The sequence below is a fragment of the Actinacidiphila yanglinensis genome, from assembly GCF_900107965.1.
Lineage (GTDB): Bacteria > Actinomycetota > Actinomycetes > Streptomycetales > Streptomycetaceae > Actinacidiphila > Actinacidiphila yanglinensis.
Genome location: NZ_FNVU01000018.1, coordinates 91938 through 107685, shown reverse-complemented (window position 1 = coordinate 107685; position 15748 = coordinate 91938). Strand labels below are relative to the sequence as shown.

The 15748-nt window shown below is 74.7% G+C and carries 14 protein-coding genes; 2 read left to right on the top strand and 12 right to left on the bottom strand.

Annotated elements, in window-relative coordinates; translation table 11 throughout:
* Window positions 1-12: 12 nt before the first annotated feature.
* The 11 genes from C4U44_RS31010 to C4U44_RS30960 form a co-directional block, all read right to left on the bottom strand.
* Window positions 13-690 (bottom strand): antibiotic biosynthesis monooxygenase family protein, encoded by a 678-nt coding sequence (locus C4U44_RS31010; protein WP_103889373.1) that lies wholly within the window; start codon window positions 688-690, stop codon window positions 13-15.
* A gap of 91 nt (window positions 691-781) precedes the next feature.
* Window positions 782-1792: a methyltransferase gene (locus C4U44_RS31005; protein ID WP_103889372.1), complete on the bottom strand. Its 1011-nt coding sequence runs from the start codon at window positions 1790-1792 to the stop codon at window positions 782-784.
* A 732-nt stretch (window positions 1793-2524) separates the two neighbouring features.
* Entirely contained in the window at window positions 2525-3040 is a 516-nt protein-coding gene (locus C4U44_RS31000) for a nuclear transport factor 2 family protein (RefSeq protein WP_103889371.1), read from the bottom strand.
* Between the two features lie 63 nt (window positions 3041-3103).
* Window positions 3104-4675, bottom strand: coding sequence for an FAD-dependent monooxygenase (locus C4U44_RS30995; RefSeq protein ID WP_235032474.1), 1572 nt, complete (start codon window positions 4673-4675; stop codon window positions 3104-3106).
* Between the two features lie 3 nt (window positions 4676-4678).
* Window positions 4679-5659 (bottom strand): aromatase/cyclase, encoded by a 981-nt coding sequence (locus C4U44_RS30990; RefSeq protein WP_103889369.1) that lies wholly within the window; start codon window positions 5657-5659, stop codon window positions 4679-4681.
* Window positions 5660-5723: 64 nt separating this feature from the next.
* Window positions 5724-6557, bottom strand: a complete 834-nt coding sequence (locus C4U44_RS30985; RefSeq protein WP_103889368.1) for an SDR family NAD(P)-dependent oxidoreductase — start codon at window positions 6555-6557, stop codon at window positions 5724-5726.
* A gap of 142 nt (window positions 6558-6699) precedes the next feature.
* On the bottom strand, window positions 6700-6969 hold the full coding sequence (locus tag C4U44_RS30980) for an acyl carrier protein (protein ID WP_103889367.1): 270 nt from the start codon (window positions 6967-6969) through the stop codon (window positions 6700-6702).
* Between the two features lie 158 nt (window positions 6970-7127).
* The gene (locus C4U44_RS30975; protein ID WP_103889366.1) at window positions 7128-8345 is read right to left on the bottom strand and encodes a ketosynthase chain-length factor; all 1218 of its coding nucleotides are present in this window, start codon (window positions 8343-8345) and stop codon (window positions 7128-7130) included.
* Complete coding sequence (locus tag C4U44_RS30970) at window positions 8342-9613, bottom strand: beta-ketoacyl-[acyl-carrier-protein] synthase family protein (protein ID WP_103889365.1); 1272 nt, start codon at window positions 9611-9613, stop codon at window positions 8342-8344. Before C4U44_RS30970 ends, C4U44_RS30975 begins: the two co-directional genes overlap by 4 nt.
* A complete protein-coding gene (locus C4U44_RS30965; protein ID WP_103889364.1) occupies window positions 9610-9939 on the bottom strand; it encodes a TcmI family type II polyketide cyclase in 330 nt (109 codons plus the stop codon). Before C4U44_RS30965 ends, C4U44_RS30970 begins: the two co-directional genes overlap by 4 nt.
* A 163-nt stretch (window positions 9940-10102) precedes the next feature.
* Window positions 10103-11617 carry an FAD-dependent monooxygenase gene (locus C4U44_RS30960; RefSeq protein WP_103889363.1) on the bottom strand — a complete coding sequence of 505 codons (1515 nt, stop codon included), beginning with the start codon at window positions 11615-11617 and terminating at the stop codon, window positions 10103-10105.
* A gap of 608 nt (window positions 11618-12225) precedes the next feature.
* Here C4U44_RS30960 and C4U44_RS30955 point away from each other — a divergent pair.
* Window positions 12226-12990, top strand: a complete 765-nt coding sequence (locus tag C4U44_RS30955) for an OvmZ protein (protein ID WP_103889362.1) — start codon at window positions 12226-12228, stop codon at window positions 12988-12990.
* A 411-nt stretch (window positions 12991-13401) separates the two neighbouring features.
* Here C4U44_RS30955 and C4U44_RS30945 read toward each other — a convergent pair whose 3' ends face one another.
* Window positions 13402-14328, bottom strand: a complete 927-nt coding sequence (locus C4U44_RS30945) for an NADP-dependent oxidoreductase (protein ID WP_103889361.1) — start codon at window positions 14326-14328, stop codon at window positions 13402-13404.
* A gap of 298 nt (window positions 14329-14626) precedes the next feature.
* On the opposite strand from C4U44_RS30945, the gene C4U44_RS30940 reads away from it, so the two are divergent.
* Entirely contained in the window at window positions 14627-15733 is a 1107-nt protein-coding gene (locus C4U44_RS30940) for an NAD(P)/FAD-dependent oxidoreductase (protein ID WP_103889360.1), read from the top strand.
* Window positions 15734-15748 lie beyond the last annotated feature (15 nt).

Here is a 15748-nt window from a genome sequence, read left to right as displayed (position 1 = left end):
CCCGCCGGCCGGTCAGCCGGCCGCGGACCGGTCGTGCACGACCGCGTACGTGTTCGCGTCGCGGGCGGTCACCAGCGAGCGCGCGTGCTGCCGGCCCCGCCGGACGCTCGACGGGCGGTCCTCCTCCGGCACCCGGTGGAAGGCGTCGTACGCGTCCTTGCTGTCCCACTGCGCGTAGTTGACGACGGTGGTGCCGTCCAGGCCGCGCAGGATGGTGTGGGATCGGTGCCCGGGATAGGTGCGGACCCACTCCTCGGGCTCGGCGAGGGTGTCGACCAGGTCCTTCTGGTCCTTGGGGTCGACGTCGAAGACGATGATCACCGTGTAGTCGTCGCGCCCGGTGGAGATCTCCACCTTCTCCAGTCCCGGATGGAGCTGGGAGGCGACCACCTCGGTCTGCACCAGGCGGATGGAGCTCGCGAGTTCGTTGAAGAGCGGCACCGTGTGGTGCTTGAAGCCCTCACCGGCGTAGCGGGCCTGGAGGTCTTCGAGGCTGCGCCACTGGATGTAGTTGGCGGTGCCGTGCTCGTCCTGGCCACCGTGCAGGGTGGAGGAGATCCACCCCGGGTAGTCGGCGTGGTCGATGATGTCGCGCATCGTGTCGAGCAGCCGGTCCTGGCCCTGCTGGGTGCCGGTGCGGAAGAGGTTGAGCACGGTCAGGTAGCCGTCGTCGGGCGAGAGGAAAGGCATCGGGTCTCCCGGGAAGGGGTACGGGCGGGGGTCGTGACGGCGCGCGACCAGGAGCGCCGGGCGCGCCGTCGGGGCGGGTGCTGACGCTCCGTCAGGCAGCGACGGCCTCCACGACGCTGCAGTGGCCGCCCGGGACGATCCGGTTCAGCCGCATGCCGGCGGGCTCCAGCAGTGCGGCGAACTCCGCCTCGGTGCGCTGCCGACCGCCGCACAGCACGAGCATGTCGAGGTCCATCAGTTTCACGTTCAGTGCCGGCCGTCCGGCCGGCAGCACCGCCTCGACCAGAAGCACCCGTCCGTGTGCGGGCAGCGCCGCACGCACCGTGGACAGGATGCGGATCGACGGCTCGTCGTCCCAGTCGTGGATGATGTTGGAGAGCAGGTACGCGTCGCCGCCCCGCGGGACGGCGTCGAAGAAGCTGCCGGCCTCCGTCGTGCAGCGTTCGGCGACGCCGGCCCCCTTCAGGACCGGCCCCGCTTCGGCGACGACCTCCGGCTGGTCGTACAGCACCCCGTGCAGGCCCGGGTTGGCCGCCAGGATCGCCGAGAGCAGGGCGCCGCGCCCGCCGCCGACGTCGACGAGCGTGTGCAGACCGCCGAAGTCGTAGGCGGCGACGATCGATCCGATGATCTGCCGGGAGGTCTGGGTCATCGCGCGGTCGAACACGCCCGCCACGTCGGGGTGTCGGCGGATGTGGTCCCACACCGACGATCCGTGGACGCCCTCGAAGGCGGGGGCGCCGGTGCGGACGCTGCCCGCCAGCGCGGTCCAGGCGCCGCGTTCGGCGGGCAGGCCGGTCCAGATGGCGAAGTCGCGCAGCGAGACGGGCGAGTCGCTGCGCAGCGCGTCGCCGAGTTCGGTGAGGGCGAAGACCCGGTCGGGCCGTTCCTCGAAGAGTTCGATGTCGGCGCAGGCGCGCAGCAGCCGGTAGAGCGTGGGTGCGTGGGCGCCGACCTCCTCGGCGATCTCCTCGACGGTTCGGGGGCCGTCGCCGAGGGTGTCGGCGATGCCGAGTTCGGCGGCGGCACTGACTGCCTGCGACATCCAGCCGGCGGTGGCCAGCTGGAGGATCCGCACGGGCGGCGGAAGTGGAGCGGACATGGCGGGACGGCCTCCATGAGGTGGTGCCCGGACCCGCCGGCCCGGCGCGATGTGCGAGGTGTCCAGGTGCGCATGCCGCGTACCTGCGCGCGTGCCGTCCCGCGGGCGCGTCCGGAGTGGCAGGACCGGTGGGGCGCGGGGACGTGGCGGGGCGGCAGGCGCGCGAGCGCGGGGCCGGCGGGAGGGGGCTGCGGCGAGCGGGAAAGGGATTCCGGGAGGCGCTGCTCGGGATACGGTTGACGAACCGTCGGATTCCGGGCAGGGCAAAGCCGCCCGGAAAGCGTGACACACGCCCGAGCAGGGCGTCAACACGCGGCGTCGGACCGCGGAACACGCCCCGGACGCGGGCGAGTTCGCGCGGGAGGTGGCGCCTCGGGCCGGCTCCCGGAGTGGCCCGTACGGGGCGCCCGGAGCGCCGGTCGTCCGGCGGGCGTGGGTTGTCGGGGATGGTGTACGGGCTGTGCCGGGCGGGCGTGGGTTGTCGGGTGGGCGGGCGCGGCGCACGGTCTGTCGGCGGGTCGGCGGGTCGGCGGGTCGGCGGGTCGGCGGGTCGGCGGGTCGGCGGGTCGGCGGGTCGGCGTCGCGGGCTGCTGACGCGGGTGGCACGGGTGGCGCATCTGCGGTGCGGGACGCCGGACCGGGGGTGGTTCGTGCGGCGGTGGTGCCGCACCGGCCGCGTGGGTGGGCCGCGCGCGGTTGGCGCGACGGGGATGACGTTCGCCGCGGGCACGCTCATCGCCGGCCCGTGCCGGGAGGCAGGTCGCCGCGGCTCCACACCAGGCGTATCGCCAGTACGCGCAGCCGCCAGCCGGCCGGGGTGCGGACCGCGTGCGCCGCGATCCGGCTGCCGGTCCGCAGATCCGCCCGGCCGGACTCCGGCGGGTGCACATGGGTGACCAGGAGCTTGGCGGACAGCTCCGCGGCGTCGCCGGTGAGCACCATCACGTGGTTGGTGCTGGCGTGGTGGGTCCGCGCCCAGTTCGCCTTGGCCGCGCGCTGGAACCCGGCCAGCCCGGCGAGCCCGTGGTGGCCGCCCACCGGGAACTCCAGCTCCAGGTCCGGCGTGAACAGCGCGCCGTACCAGGCGTCCTCGCGCTGAGCGGCCGGAAGGTCGTCGAAGTCGAGGAGGTAGCGGTCGAGGAGGCCGCTGATCTCTGCGCGATCGGCCAGCGCCGCCAGCCCGGCCAGGGCGTCGCGGCCCTCGGGCGCCGGCGGCGCGGGAGGACCGGAGGGGACGGGGTGGGTCATGTCGGGTACCGCCTTCCGGAACGGGGTCGGCCGGTGCCGGGAGCCTCCGCGGCTCCCGGCCGGTCACTGCGGGGATCGGGCCGGTGGGCCGAACCAGCGCCGGAGTGCCCTGCGCGCGGCGGCCAGGGCGCGGGCCGGGGTCGCGTCCGGGCCGATCGCCCAGGCCACGTGCCCGTCCGGGCGGATCAGCGCGGCCCCCACGACGTTCAGCCGCTCGGCGTCCGGCTCCGCCGCCCGCGCGCGGACATGGCGCACGTGCCCGGCCCACGGGGCGACCGCCCGCGCGAGCCGCTCGCCGTGGACGTCGTCGCCGGTGAGGTCGAGCAGCACGCCGTGCCCGGCGCGCAACAGCGCCGCGCTGCTGGTGACCGCGGCCGTGGTGCCGGCCCCGGTGCGCAGGGCGGCGTGGGGGATCGGCGCACCCGTCAACGGGTGGTCGCCGCCCAGGTCGTAGCGGGTGTCGAGGCCGCTGACGGCACCGGCCAGGTGCCTGCGGGCCGGCGGCAGGTCGATCAGCTCCTCGAACACCGCCCGGACCGGATCGACCTCGGGGCCGCCGAGCAGCAGCAGCGCCTGCGCCCGGACGGAGGTGAGCACCTGACGCCCGGCCGGGTGCCGTTCGGCGTGGTAGGTGTCCAGCAGGGTGCCCGCGAACACGTGGGCTCCGGCGGCCTCGGCGCGCACGGCGGCGGCGAGCTTCCACCCGAGGTTGAACGCGTCCTGCAGACCCAGGTTGAGGGCCTGCCCGCCCACCGGAAGATGCCGGTGGGCCGCGTCGCCGGCGAACAGCACCCGCCCGTGGCGGTAGCCGGCGAGCTGCCGGGCGGAGTCGTCGAAGGAGCCGGCCCACAGCGGGGTGCCGTGGCCGATCTCCTCGCCGGTGACCCGTTTCCACGTGTCGGCGACGGTCGCGAACCCGGGCGAGCGGTCCGGGGACGGCTGGGCGCCGAACTCGTTCACCATCACCCGGGTCACGCCGTCGCCCCGCCGGGCGGCGATCGCCAGCCCGCGGTCCAGCCGCTCGAAGCGGCGGTCGGGGACGTCGACACCGGACACGTCGGCCCGCAGCAGCTCGCGTTCGGCGGGCCGGCCGGGGAAGTCGGCGCCGAGCAGGCCGCGCAGGGTGCTGTCCTGGCCGTCGGCGGCGACGGCGTACCGGGCCCGGACCCGCGCGTCGGTGCCGTCGGGTGTCCGCGCCACCAGGTCCACATGGCCCTCGACGGGCTCGACGGCGCGTACCTCGTGGCCGCGCAGCAGCCGTACGCCCAGGTCGGCCGCCCACGATGCCAGGCGCGCCTCGGTCAGGGTCTGCGGTGCCTTCCACTGGCCCGCGTAGGGGCCGGGCACGGTCAGGTCCAGCGGGATGCCGCCGAAGTGGCCGCGCGGGTCGTGGGGGAGGGTGCCGAACCCGGCCAGTAGGCCCCGGGCGTCGAGGATCTCCAGGGTGCGCGCGTGCAGGGTGGAGGCCCGCGACTCGGTGGTGGGTTCCAGCAGCCGCTCCAGCACCAGCACGTCCGCGCCGCCCAGCCGCAGCTCGCCGGCGAGCAGGAGACCGACGGGGCCGGCGCCCACCACCACGACGTCGGCGTCGAGGCGGGCCGCCCGCGTTTTGGCGGCGGTGTTCACTGCGTTCACGGCTCACCGCCCGCTTTCCGCGTAGGCCCGGCCGAGATCGAGGGTCGCCCTGCTGTTGGCGCTCAGCGCGGTGCGGACGTAGTCGCGTGCGGCGGCGACGTCCGCCTCCGGGCCCAGTACGCCGCTGATCGCGTCCCGGTCCAGGACGACCGTGTGCCGCGAGGACGCGGCGACGCCGGTGCGGCCCGCACTGCCCTCGCCGGTCCCGGTGGTCTCGGTGGTCTCGGTGAAGGTCCACAGTCCGGTGTGCAGGGACAGCAACGCCGGCAGCGTGACCTGCTTGTAGGCGATCCGGTGGGGCGGCAGGCACACCCGGTGGGACTTGGTGGTGTGGGTGCTGCCGTCCTGGGCCCGCGTGTCCATCTCCAGCGTCTGCAGGCCGGGGGTGTCCTCGGTGAGCCGGACCCGTGCGACGTGCGGCAGCCGGTGCTCCCACTGGCCGGCGTCGTTCACGAAGTCGTAGACGTCCCGCACGGACCCGTCGATGTGCACCACGTCCTCGAAGGTGAAGGTCAACTCCGCGTCACGGTGCGCGCGTTCGACGTTCGCGCGCAGACCCTCCAGTTCGGTACGGGAGTTGCGGTCCACCGCGCGGTCGATCCACTCCAGCCCCTCGGGGCTGTCGTCGACCGCGCGGTAGTCGTGCAGCAGCCGGACTTCGGCGGCGTCCTCGCCGCGCGGCTCGACGATCCAGGTGCCCGCCATCCGGGCCACCGGTGGGGCGGAGACCTCCTGCCGGAAGTCGATGCGCAGCGCCCGCGGGTCCAGGGTGCGGTGCGAGGTCCAGCTCTTCGGCTCTCCGTTGGCGGTCGCCCAGACGCGGATGCGCTCCTGCTGTCCCGAGCGCTCCAGGTGGTCGACGTAGAGGGTGGGCGCGAAGATCCGCGGCCAGTTCCCGACGTCGGCGAGCAGTTGGTAGACGGCGGTCGCCGGGGCCGCGACGGTGATGGTGTGTTCGGTCTCGTGCGTGCCGCGCTGCGGCATGGGTCCTCCTGAACGATTCGGCGGGCGGCGCCTCGGGCCGCCCGCGGGAACGGCGGCGCGGGGGTCAGAAGTTGCCCAGGCCGCCGCAGACGTTGAGCGCCTGGGAGGTGACCGACGCGGCCGCGTCGGAGACCAGGTAGCCGACCAGGCCCGCGACTTCCTGCGGGGTGGAGTAGCGGCCGAGCGGGATCTTGGCCTGGAACCGGGTGAGGACGTCGTCCTCGGTGGTGTCCCACGCACGCGCGTAGCCGGCGCGCACCCGCTGGGCCATCGGCGTCTCCACGTAGCCCGGGCAGACGGCGTTGACGGTGATGCCGGTCGGGGCCAGCTCGTTGCCGAGCGCCTTGGTGAAGCCGACCACCCCGTGCTTGGACGCGGAGTACGGGGCGCCGAGCACCACGCCCTGCTTGCCCGCGGTGGACGCGATGTTGACGATGCGGCCCCAGGACCTGCCGCGCAGCCCGCCCGTGGTCAGAACCTCGCGGGTGACCAGGAAGACGCTGTTGAGGTTGGTGGCGATCACGTCGTACCAGAGGTTGTCGGCGATGTCGGCGGTCACGCCGCCGCCGGACCGCCCGGCGTTGTTCACCAGGACGTCGACGGCGCCGTAGGCGGCGACGGCGGCCGCCACGAAGGGCCGCACGGACCGCGGTTCGCGCACGTCGACCTCGGCGCCGTCCACCGCCAGCCCCTCGGCGCGCAGTTCCTTGACGGTGGTGGCGACCGCCTCGGCGGTGCGGGCGCCGAGGAAGACGCGGTGGCCCTGCTCGGCCAGTTGCCGTACGACGGCCAGGCCGATGCCGCTGGTGCCGCCGGTGACAACGGCGACACGGCCGCCGTGGCCTCGTCCGCCGTCCTGCGGCCGGCGCGGGTTCTGCTCCTGCTCGGTTGGTGCCACGTCCTTGCTCCTCGGTTGTCGTGGCGCCCTCGCGGGCGACGGGTGTGCGGGGGGCGTACCCGGGGGAGGGCATGGGGGGTGTACGGGGATGCGGGAGCGTGCGCGGGCCGGGCGCTTCGCTGCGTGCGCCGGGCCCGGGCGGTCACGTTCGCGGGGCCGGGGCGAGCTCGCCGTTGACCGCGTCGATCAGCGCGCGGGGCGTGGTGTGGGGTGCCAGCGCCTCGTCGCCGAGCGAGATGCCGTACTCGCGCTCGATCCGGCTGCCGGTCTCCAGCAGGGCGAGCGACTCGTAGCCGAGCGCGTCGAAGTCGGTGTCGAGGATCTCGCCCTCGAGGTCCACGGTCTCGTCGGCGCCGGCGCCTTCGCGCAGGATCCGGCGCAGGTCGTCGACGCGGAAGGGGGTGTGCGACATGGTGTCCTCTCGTCGCTGCGGGGGGCGGGCCGAGCCCGCGCGAGGGGGAGTTCGGTGGGGCGGGGACGGGGGCGGAGGTTGCGGTGCGGACGGGTGTGGCCTGGCGGGCGGTGCCTGAGGCCGCCCGCCAGGCCGGCTCGGGGCCGGGCGCCGCCGGGTCAGCTCGGCTCGGCCTTCCGGACGACGACCGCCGAGTTGAAGCCGCCGTACCCGCGGGCGACGACCAGCGCTGTACGCAGCGGGATCTCGCGGGCCGCACCGGTGACCAGGTCGATCCGGTACGCGGGGTCGGGCCGGACATGGACGGTCGGCGGGATGACGCCGTGCCGCAGCGCCAGCAGCGCGCCGGCGAGGTCCAGCGGGGCGGCGCCGGAACCGAGCCTGCCGGTGGTGGTCTTGGGTGCCGTGACCGGGACGGCGCCGGGCCCGAACACCGCCGCGAGGGCATCCGCCTCGACCCGGTCCAGCTCGGGCAGCCCGGCGGCGTCGGCGAAGACCACGTCGACCTGATCGGCCGTCAGCCGCGCGTCGTGCAGCGCGCTCTCGATCGCGTGCCGCAGTCCGGGCTCGCGCCCGGAGCCGGGCCGGGGGTCGAAGGACGCGCCGTACCCGGCGATGACGCCGTAGCCGGCCACGCCGCGGGCACGCGCCGACGCGGCGTCCTCGACCAGGAGGATGGCCCCACCCTCGCCCGGGACATGCCCGGTTGCCGCCGCGTCGAAGGGCAGGTAGGCGCCGCCGGGGTCGTCGCTCGTGCTGAGCCGGTCGCTGGCGAGCTGGGCCACCCAGCCCCACGGGCACAGAGCGGCGTCCACCCCGCCCGAGACGATGACGGGGGTGCCCTTGCGGATGAGACGGCGGGTGTGGGCGAGGGCGTCGAGGCCGCCGGCCTGGTCGCTGACGATGACGCCGGACGGCCCCTTCATGCCGTTGCGGATGGAGATCTGGCCGCTGTTGACGGCGTAGAACCAGGCGAAGGACTGGTACGCGCTCACGTACTGCCCGCCCTGGCTCCACAGCTTGCGCAGCTCGTTCTGCCCGAACTCGAAGCCGCCGGAGGTACTGGCGGTGACCACACCCATGTCGAACGCCGCGTGCTGCGACGGGTCGATGCCCGCGTCGTCCAGCGCCCAGTCCGCGGCGACCAGCGCCAGCCGCGTCATGCGGTCGGTCTGGGGGATCAGCCGCCCGGGCAGGTGGTCCTCGGCCACGAATCCGGCGATCTCACCGGCCAGCCGTGCGGGGTAGCCGTCCGCGTCGAAGCGGGTGACCGGGCCGATGGCGCTGCGGCCCTCGACCGTCGCCGACCAGAACTCCCGGGTGCCGAGGCCGGTGGGCGACACCACGCCGAGCCCGGTGACGACCGCCTCGGTCATGCCGCCCTCCTCTCCGGTTCGGCGAGCACCATGGCGCTCTGGAAGCCGCCGAACCCGCTGCCCACGGTGAGCACGGTGTCGGTGCGGTGCTCGCGGGCGGTGAGCGGGACGTAGTCGAGGTCGCACTCGGGGTCGGGGGTGTGCAGGTTCGCGGTCGGCGGCACCACGTCGTGACGGATCGCCAGCGCCGACGCGGCGATCTCGATGGAGCCGATGGCGCCGAGCGAGTGGCCGACCATCGACTTGATCGAGCTGACCGGGACCCGCCGGGCGTGCTCGCCGAGGCTCCGCTTGAACGCGGCCGTCTCGTGCCGGTCGTTCTGCTTGGTGCCCGAGCCGTGCGCGTTGACGTAGTCGACAGCGGTGGGGTGCAGCCTCGCCTCGTCGAGGGCGACCCGGATCGCCTCGGCCATCTCGGCCCCGTCCGGCCGCAGACCGGTCATGTGGAAGGCGTTGCAGCGGGAGGCGTAGCCGGCGATCTCCGCGTAGATCACGGCGCCGCGGCGGCGGGCGCTGCTCAGTTCCTCCAGCACGAAGATGGCCGCGCCCTCGCCCAGCACGAAGCCGTTGCGGGTGCCGTCGAAGGGGCGGGAGGCGTGCTCGGGGTCGTCGTTGCGGGGGGTGGTGGCCTTGATGGCGTCGAAGCAGGCCACCGTGATGGGCGAGATGGGGGCGTCGGACGAACCGGCCACCATGACGTCGGCGCTGCCCTCGCGGATCAGCTCGACCGCGTGCCCGACGGAGTCGATGCCGGAGGTGCACCCCGTCGAGACCACCGCCGAGGGCCCCTCGGCCCCGGCGGCCCAGGCCACCTCCGCGGCGAACGAGCTGGGGACGAGGTAGTCGTACAGGTGCGGTACGGCGTAGCGGTGGTCGACCTCGGCCAGCCGCCCGCCGTCGCTGACGACCCGGTACTCCGCGTCGAGGCCGGTCGTCGCGCCGACCGCGCTGCCGACCGTGACACCCACCCGGTGCGGATCCAGCGCGCCGATGTCGAGACCGCTGTCGGCGAGTGCCTCGCGGGTGGCGGCCACGGCCAGTTGGGCCGCGCGGTCCATCCGCCGGACCTCCTGCGGGCCGAGGCCGTGCGCCTCGGGGCAGAAGTCGATCTCGGCCGCGATCCGGGACCGGAACGGGGCCGGGTCGAAGAACGTGATGCCGCGGGTCGCGGTGCGGCCCTCGGCGAGCAGGTCCCAGAAGTTCTTGACGCCCACCCCGCCGGGAGCGAGGACGCCGATGCCGGTGATGACGACGCGCCGCTCGCTCATGCCGAGCCGTCCCAGTCGTAGAAGCGGGTGGCCATGGCGTCGGCCGGGGACTGCCAGGTGGCGGGGTCGTAGGCGCCGATGAACGGTTTGAGGTCGGCGCTGATCCGGACGAAGCGCGGGTCCGTTCGCGCCTCCTCGATCCGGGTGCCGCCGTCGTGCTCGTCGAAGTCCTGCAGGTGGAAGTACAGGCCGTGGTAGAGGAACAGCTGGCGGCGCCGGGTGCCCATCCGGTGCGGCATGTCGGTGCGGTCGAAGCCGGCGAACAGGGCGCCGACGTCCGGGGCGTGGCCGGGTTCCATCCGTGCCACGATCAGGGTGCTGTGCATGGGTCCTTCTCTCGGTCGTTGCGTGGGGTGGGTGGCAGGAGAGCCGGGGCACGTCGTCGGGCCCTGCGGGGCGGTGCGCTGCGCTGCGGTGCGGGCGGGGTGCGGCTGCGCGACGGTCGCGGGCGCCGCCGTACAGCCGGGTGCGGGGGAGCGGGTCGGGCGGTTACGCCGCGCTGCGGGCGGGAGCCGGAGTGCGGCGCAGGGACGGGCCGAACCAGCGGGTCAGTGCCTCGTCGAGGAGCAGGTCGGTGCCGGGCGCGGTCCAGGCCACGTGGCCGTCCGGGCGGACCAGGACGGCCTTCGTGCCGGCCAGCGGGCCGCCCGCGCCGGAGGCCGGACTCCCGCGCAGGGGCGTGCCGGTGACGATCGTCAGCCGGTCGGTCCAGGCGGCGGCGCGGCGGCGCAGGACCGGGTCGTCGGCCAGGTCGAGGAGCACACCGCGGGCCGGGCGGAGCAGCGAGGTGGTGTCGGACCGGCCGCCGCCGGTGGACAGTTCCGCGTGCGGCAGGCGCCGGCCCAGCAGCGGGTGGGTGCCGGGCCCGACGTCGTAGCGGATGTCGAGGCCGCTGACCATCCCGGCCAGATGGCGGCCGACCGCGTGGTGGACCACCAGCTCACCGAGCACGTCGCGCAGGGGCTGGACCTCGCTGCCGCTGAGGTAGAGCAGGCCCTGCGCCCGGGTGTTGGCGAGGAGCCGGCGCCCGACCGGGTGGCGTTCGTCGTGGTAGGTGTCGAGGAGGGACTGGGGAGCGTGGCCCCGCACGACGGCGGCCAGCTTCCACCCGAGGTTGACGGCGTCCTGGACGCCGGTGTTCATGCCCTGGCCGCCGGCGGGCAGGTGGATGTGGGCGGCGTCGCCGGCCAGCAGTACCCGGCCGCGCCGGTACGCGTCGGCCTGGCGCGCGGCGTCGCCGAACGCGCTGATCCACAGCGGGGTGGCCGCGGAGATGTCCTGGCCGGTCAACCGCCTCCAGGCGGAGGCCACTTCGCCGTAGCGGATACCGTCCGGGCGCGGGCGGGGGCGCGCTCCCCGCTCGCACACGATGATCCGGTGCACGCCGTCGCCGATCGGCACGGACATCGCCATGCCGCCGGGCAGCGACTCGCCGATGGGGCGTGGCGCGATGTCGCAGTCCGCGATGTCGGCGAGGAACATCTCCATCGTCGACTCGGTTCCTTCGAAGCTGAATCCGGCGAGCTTCCGCACGGTGCTGCGGCCGCCGTCGCAGCCGACCACCCAGCCGGCGCGCAGAGTGCCGGGCCCGTCGGGCCCCTCGACGGTGACGGTGACCTCGTCGGTGCCGGCACTCAGACCGACCACGTCGGTACCGCGCAGCACGCGCGCGCCGAGTTCCTCGATCCAGCCGCCGAGTACCGCCTCGGTGCGGTGCTGCGGCACGCCCCTGACGCTGAAGTGCGCGCCGTCGAGGACGCCGAAGTCCACCGGCACGCCGCCGAAGTGGCCGAGTGGGCTGGTGTCGAGCGGTCCGTAGCGCGGCAGCAGTCCGCGCTGGTCGAAGACCTCCATGGTGCGCGGGGTGAAGCCGAGCCCGCGGGACTCGCCGCTGGGTCGGGGCAGCCGGTCCAGCACGACGACGTCGACGCCGGCCAGGCGCAACTCGCCCGCGGCCATCAGGCCGGTGGGACCCGCTCCGACGACGATGACGGCAGCGTCCATGGCGGTGCCTCCTCTCGGTGTGTTCCGTGGCAGGGGAAAGCAGAGGGGTGGGGGAGGGGCATGGGGAGGTAAGGGGGGAGGGGCGGCCGACCGTGCGGCCAAGCGCGGCCGCGTGACGGGGTGACCGCGCGTCAGGACGGCCCGGGCATGGGCCGGTTCCCGGTGGACGGGAGCAACCCTGGCCGCACCGGGGGGAAGAGGGGAGAGAGGGCAGGCGAGTGCGGGACCGCGACGGGTCTCCCGCGGCTGCCGGTAAGGCAAAGTGATGTGGGCACAGCTGCGCCGCGAAATGAGTGTGACAGCCTGCTTCCGGCGGTGTCAATAGCAGATCGGAATCGTGCGCGCGTCTCGCCGGGAAACGGCGGGGCCGACCGATCCCCACGCTTCGGCGGCCCTCCGACGAGCGCCCACACACGCGCTTCATCCGCGTGTAATTGGGCGAAACATTTACCCGGGGAGAGCGTGGTTCGGGCGGCCCGGCTTTCCTTGACGGCGTACCGCGACGCTGCTTACTGTGCTGCCGGACTGAACAGCGAACGGCCCTTCGATTCAACTCTCCGGCCGGGCCGAATTCCGAGGGTCCGGCCGCCGACGGAAAGGGTGTCACCATGCGCCGGCCCCTACCCGCCCCCGAGGCCCCCGCGCCTCTGCACGGAGCCCTCCCGGCCGCCGGCGCCACCCGTGCGTGTGGGCGCTGCCATGAGGAGGCCGGCGCCGGCGAGCGCGGCACCCCGTCCGGCCCGGTGCTGTGCGGGCGGTGCGTGGAGCGGCTGCGGACTGACCTGTGCCGGGTGCTCGCGCTCCACGAGGACGCCGAGCAGGCCCTGGTCCGCACCCCGGCGTCCCTGCGGCAGCGGGTCAGCGGCAGCCGATCGGTCGGGATCGTGCTGGACGACGAGAGCGTGGCGGTGCGCTCGGCGATACGCGCGCTGCTGCTGTCGTGGACCCGGCTGGTCGCCGACGAGCGCGGTGTGCGGGGCGCCGGCGACACCGAGGTCAGAGGGTTACTGCGGTTCCTGGCCGGCCACTTGGACTGGCTGGCCCGCCATCCCGCGGCGCCCGATCTCGCCGACGAGGTGGCCGACCTGCTGGCGTCCGCGGGGGTCCGGACCGGCGCCGTCCCGGAGCCGGTCGCGCCGCTCGGCCCCTGCCCCCAACCGGGTTGCGGCGGGACGCTGAGGGCGCCCGGGGCACCGGCCGGCGGCGAGCCGCCGGCCGCCCGCCTGGTGCGGTGCGAGTACGGCCACGGCGTCTCGCCCCGGCAGTGGTTCCTTCTCGCCGAGCGGACCAGGCGGGGATCCCGCGCCCGGCGCCCCGCGCCGGTCGGTGCCGGCCGCCTGGTGCCGCCCACCCGCGGAAGTGCCGCCCGGTGACCGGAGGCCGGCCCGGGGCCCGAACCGTTCCCACGGAACTCGCCGCGCTCGCCATGGGAGTGTCACCGGCGACGATCAGGAAATGGGCGAGCCGCGGGAAGATCACCCGCTACGGAACTCCGCAGCGCGCGGAATACGACCTGGACGAACTCTTCGAACTCGCCAGCGCGGGAAGCCAGGAAATCTCCGCGGAAAGTCAGGAAGAAGCTTCCTGTGGCACCTGCGGGTAATGGCGTGCGAGCCATCGAGGAAAAAGGAGTTCGCTGTTCGCATCGCGGATTCGGCACCTGTCCCGGAGTGTGCGCGGCGGCCGGCGACGCGATTTCCCGTTCCCCGGGCGGACGTTCCCTCCGTCGCCTTTCCCGCGCCGCTGGATTTCCAGGTACGGCTGCCCGGTCGGGCCGCCGCCCGTCAGAGGGACAGCGGCATTTCGAGCACGACCTTCCCCCGAGTGTGGCCGCCCTCCACCGCGCGCACCGCCTCCGCCGCCCGGGCGAAGGGCACCACCCGCGTCACCTTCGGGTCCAGCGCGCCGGTGCGCACCAGTTCCACCACCGCGCCGAGCAGTGCGGGGTCCCGGACCGGGCCGACCGGCGCGCCGCCCAGCGTACGGACCGTCTCCCGATCCGCCCCGCTGACCAGCTTCGCCGGGTCGGCCACCAGTCCGGCCACCTCGCGGAGCACCTCGCCGCCCACCAGGTCCAGCACGCCGTCGAAGCCGTCCGGCGCCGCCGCCCCGAGCCGCGCCGCCAGGTCCGGCCCGGAGGCGACGTGCAGGACCCCCAGTGCCTCGACGAACTCCCGCTTGTCCGCCGCGGCCGAGCCGACCACCGACAGCCCGAGATGCGCGGCGACCTGCGCGGCGGCCACGCCGACCCCGCCACCCACCCCGGTGATCAGCAGCGTCGAGCCGGCCGGCAGGCCGAGCCCGCGCACCGCGCCGTACCCGGTCGCCGCCGCTATCGGCAGCACCGCCGCGTCGGTCCAGGACACCTCCGGGGGCTTGTGCACCGCCGCGTCGGCGGCGAGCAGCGTGTAGGAGGCGTAGCCGCCGGTCGACGGCCCGCCGAGCACCGCGTCGCCCACCGCGAACCCGGTCACCCCGGGCCCGAGGGCGACGACCTCCCCGGCGGCCTCTCCACCCATCACGGCCGGCAGTTCCACGGCGGGCGCGCCGGCCGGCCGGCGCCCCGAACGGCGCTTCCAGTCCACCGGGTTGACGCCGGCCGCGCGGACCGCGAGGAGCAACTGCCCCGGTCCGGGGACCGGGCGCGGAACGTCCGCGAAGTGCTCGACCTCGGGACCGCCGAAGCGGCTGTGTACATAAGCCTTCTGCATGTGTTTCCCCGGTGTTCCCCAGTGGCTCCGCGCGGGCGGATTCCCGGCGGACGGACTTCGGCCGCACGGCTTTTGCGGTGGCCGGCCGGCAACTGCCGCGGCGCCGCTCCGCCGGCTTCCGAAAATGCCATGCAGATTGCATTTTACCTTGAGCGCTGGCTAGGCTCGGCGACGTCCGACGGAGCGTCTGATTTCCGTCGGTGGCACGGCATTCGGCCCGCGCCGCGCGACCCGGTCCGCCCCTCGGCCGCACCGGCGCGTTCCCCGCGCAGGGCGCCACAGACAAGGAGCAGAGCGAATGGGAAACACGGTTGCCGTGGTCGGCGGCGGATACGGCGGAGCAGCATTGGCCCGCCTGCTCGACGCGGACTTCGACGTGCTGCTGGTCGACCCCAAGGACGCCTTCGTGCACACGGTGGCCGCCCTGCGTGGCCTGGTGGACGAGGAGTGGTCGCAACGGATCTACTTCGGCTTCGACGGGCTGCTGCGGCGCGGCCGGCACGTCCGCGACCGGGCCGTGGTGGTCGACGAGCGCGGGGTGACCACGGCCGGCGGCACCCGGCTGGACGCGGACTACGTCGTGCTCGCCACCGGCTCGTCCTACCCCTATCCGGCGAAGCCGGAGACCGACGACTCGGCGGCCGCCCGGGAGCGGCACGCCGAGACGCGCAGTGCGCTGGCGGCGGCGGAGCGGGTACTGATCCTCGGCGCCGGACCGGTGGGGCTGGAACTGGCCGGGGAGATCACGGAGCGGTGGCCGGAGCGGCAGGTGGTCCTGGTGGACCCCGCCGACGACGTGCTGGCGGGGCGCTACCTGCCCGAGCTGCGGAGCGCGCTGCGGGAGCAACTGGTCTCCCGCGGCGTCGAGTTCGTCCTGGGCAGCGCGCTGGCCTCGGAGCCGCCGGTGCCGTCCGGCGTGCACGCGCCGTTCACGGTGCACACCCTCGCGGGCACCAGGGTCCAGGCCGACCTGTGGTTCCGCTGCTACGGCGTCTCCCCGCTCAGCGGCATGCTCGGCGGTGCCCTTGCCGCGGCGCGCCGCCCCGACGGCCACGTCGAGGTGGACGCGTACCTGCGGGTGGCGGGCCTGCCGAACGTCTTCGCGATCGGCGACGTCACCGCGGTTCCCGAGCCGAAGCGCTCCAAGGCCGCCGCGGAGCACGCCTCCGTCGTCGCCGACAACATCGCGGCGCTGGCCGGGGGACGGCCGCCGGCGCGCACCTACCGGCCCGGCGGGGAGGGTGTCCTGGTGCCGCTCGGCTCCACCGGCGGCGCCTCCCAAGTGCCGGGTCCCGAGGGCCCGCTCGTGCTGGGGCCCGCCGACACGGTGCGCTACAAGGGCGGCGACCTGCTCGTCGCCCGCTATGCCGAGCTCTTCGGCTCCGCGGAACCGGTCGCCGGCTGACCTCTTCCGTGCGAT

Excerpts from the sequence above, each read along its gene's own strand:
- C4U44_RS31010 (WP_103889373.1), bottom strand. The coding sequence starts at position 690 with ATGCCTTTCCTCTCGCCCGACGACGGCTACCTGACCGTGCTCAACCTC.
- C4U44_RS31005 (WP_103889372.1), bottom strand. The coding sequence starts at position 1,792 with ATGTCCGCTCCACTTCCGCCGCCCGTGCGGATCCTCCAGCTGGCCACC.
- C4U44_RS31000 (WP_103889371.1), bottom strand. The coding sequence starts at position 3,040 with ATGACCCACCCCGTCCCCTCCGGTCCTCCCGCGCCGCCGGCGCCCGAG.
- C4U44_RS30990 (WP_103889369.1), bottom strand. The coding sequence starts at position 5,659 with ATGCCGCAGCGCGGCACGCACGAGACCGAACACACCATCACCGTCGCG.
- C4U44_RS30980 (WP_103889367.1), bottom strand. The coding sequence starts at position 6,969 with ATGTCGCACACCCCCTTCCGCGTCGACGACCTGCGCCGGATCCTGCGC.
- C4U44_RS30975 (WP_103889366.1), bottom strand. The coding sequence starts at position 8,345 with ATGACCGAGGCGGTCGTCACCGGGCTCGGCGTGGTGTCGCCCACCGGC.
- C4U44_RS30970 (WP_103889365.1), bottom strand. The coding sequence starts at position 9,613 with ATGAGCGAGCGGCGCGTCGTCATCACCGGCATCGGCGTCCTCGCTCCC.
- C4U44_RS30965 (WP_103889364.1), bottom strand. The coding sequence starts at position 9,939 with ATGCACAGCACCCTGATCGTGGCACGGATGGAACCCGGCCACGCCCCG.
- C4U44_RS30960 (WP_103889363.1), bottom strand. The coding sequence starts at position 11,617 with ATGGACGCTGCCGTCATCGTCGTCGGAGCGGGTCCCACCGGCCTGATG.
- C4U44_RS30955 (WP_103889362.1), top strand. The coding sequence starts at position 12,226 with ATGCGCCGGCCCCTACCCGCCCCCGAGGCCCCCGCGCCTCTGCACGGA.
- C4U44_RS30945 (WP_103889361.1), bottom strand. The coding sequence starts at position 14,328 with ATGCAGAAGGCTTATGTACACAGCCGCTTCGGCGGTCCCGAGGTCGAG.
- C4U44_RS30940 (WP_103889360.1), top strand. The coding sequence starts at position 14,627 with ATGGGAAACACGGTTGCCGTGGTCGGCGGCGGATACGGCGGAGCAGCA.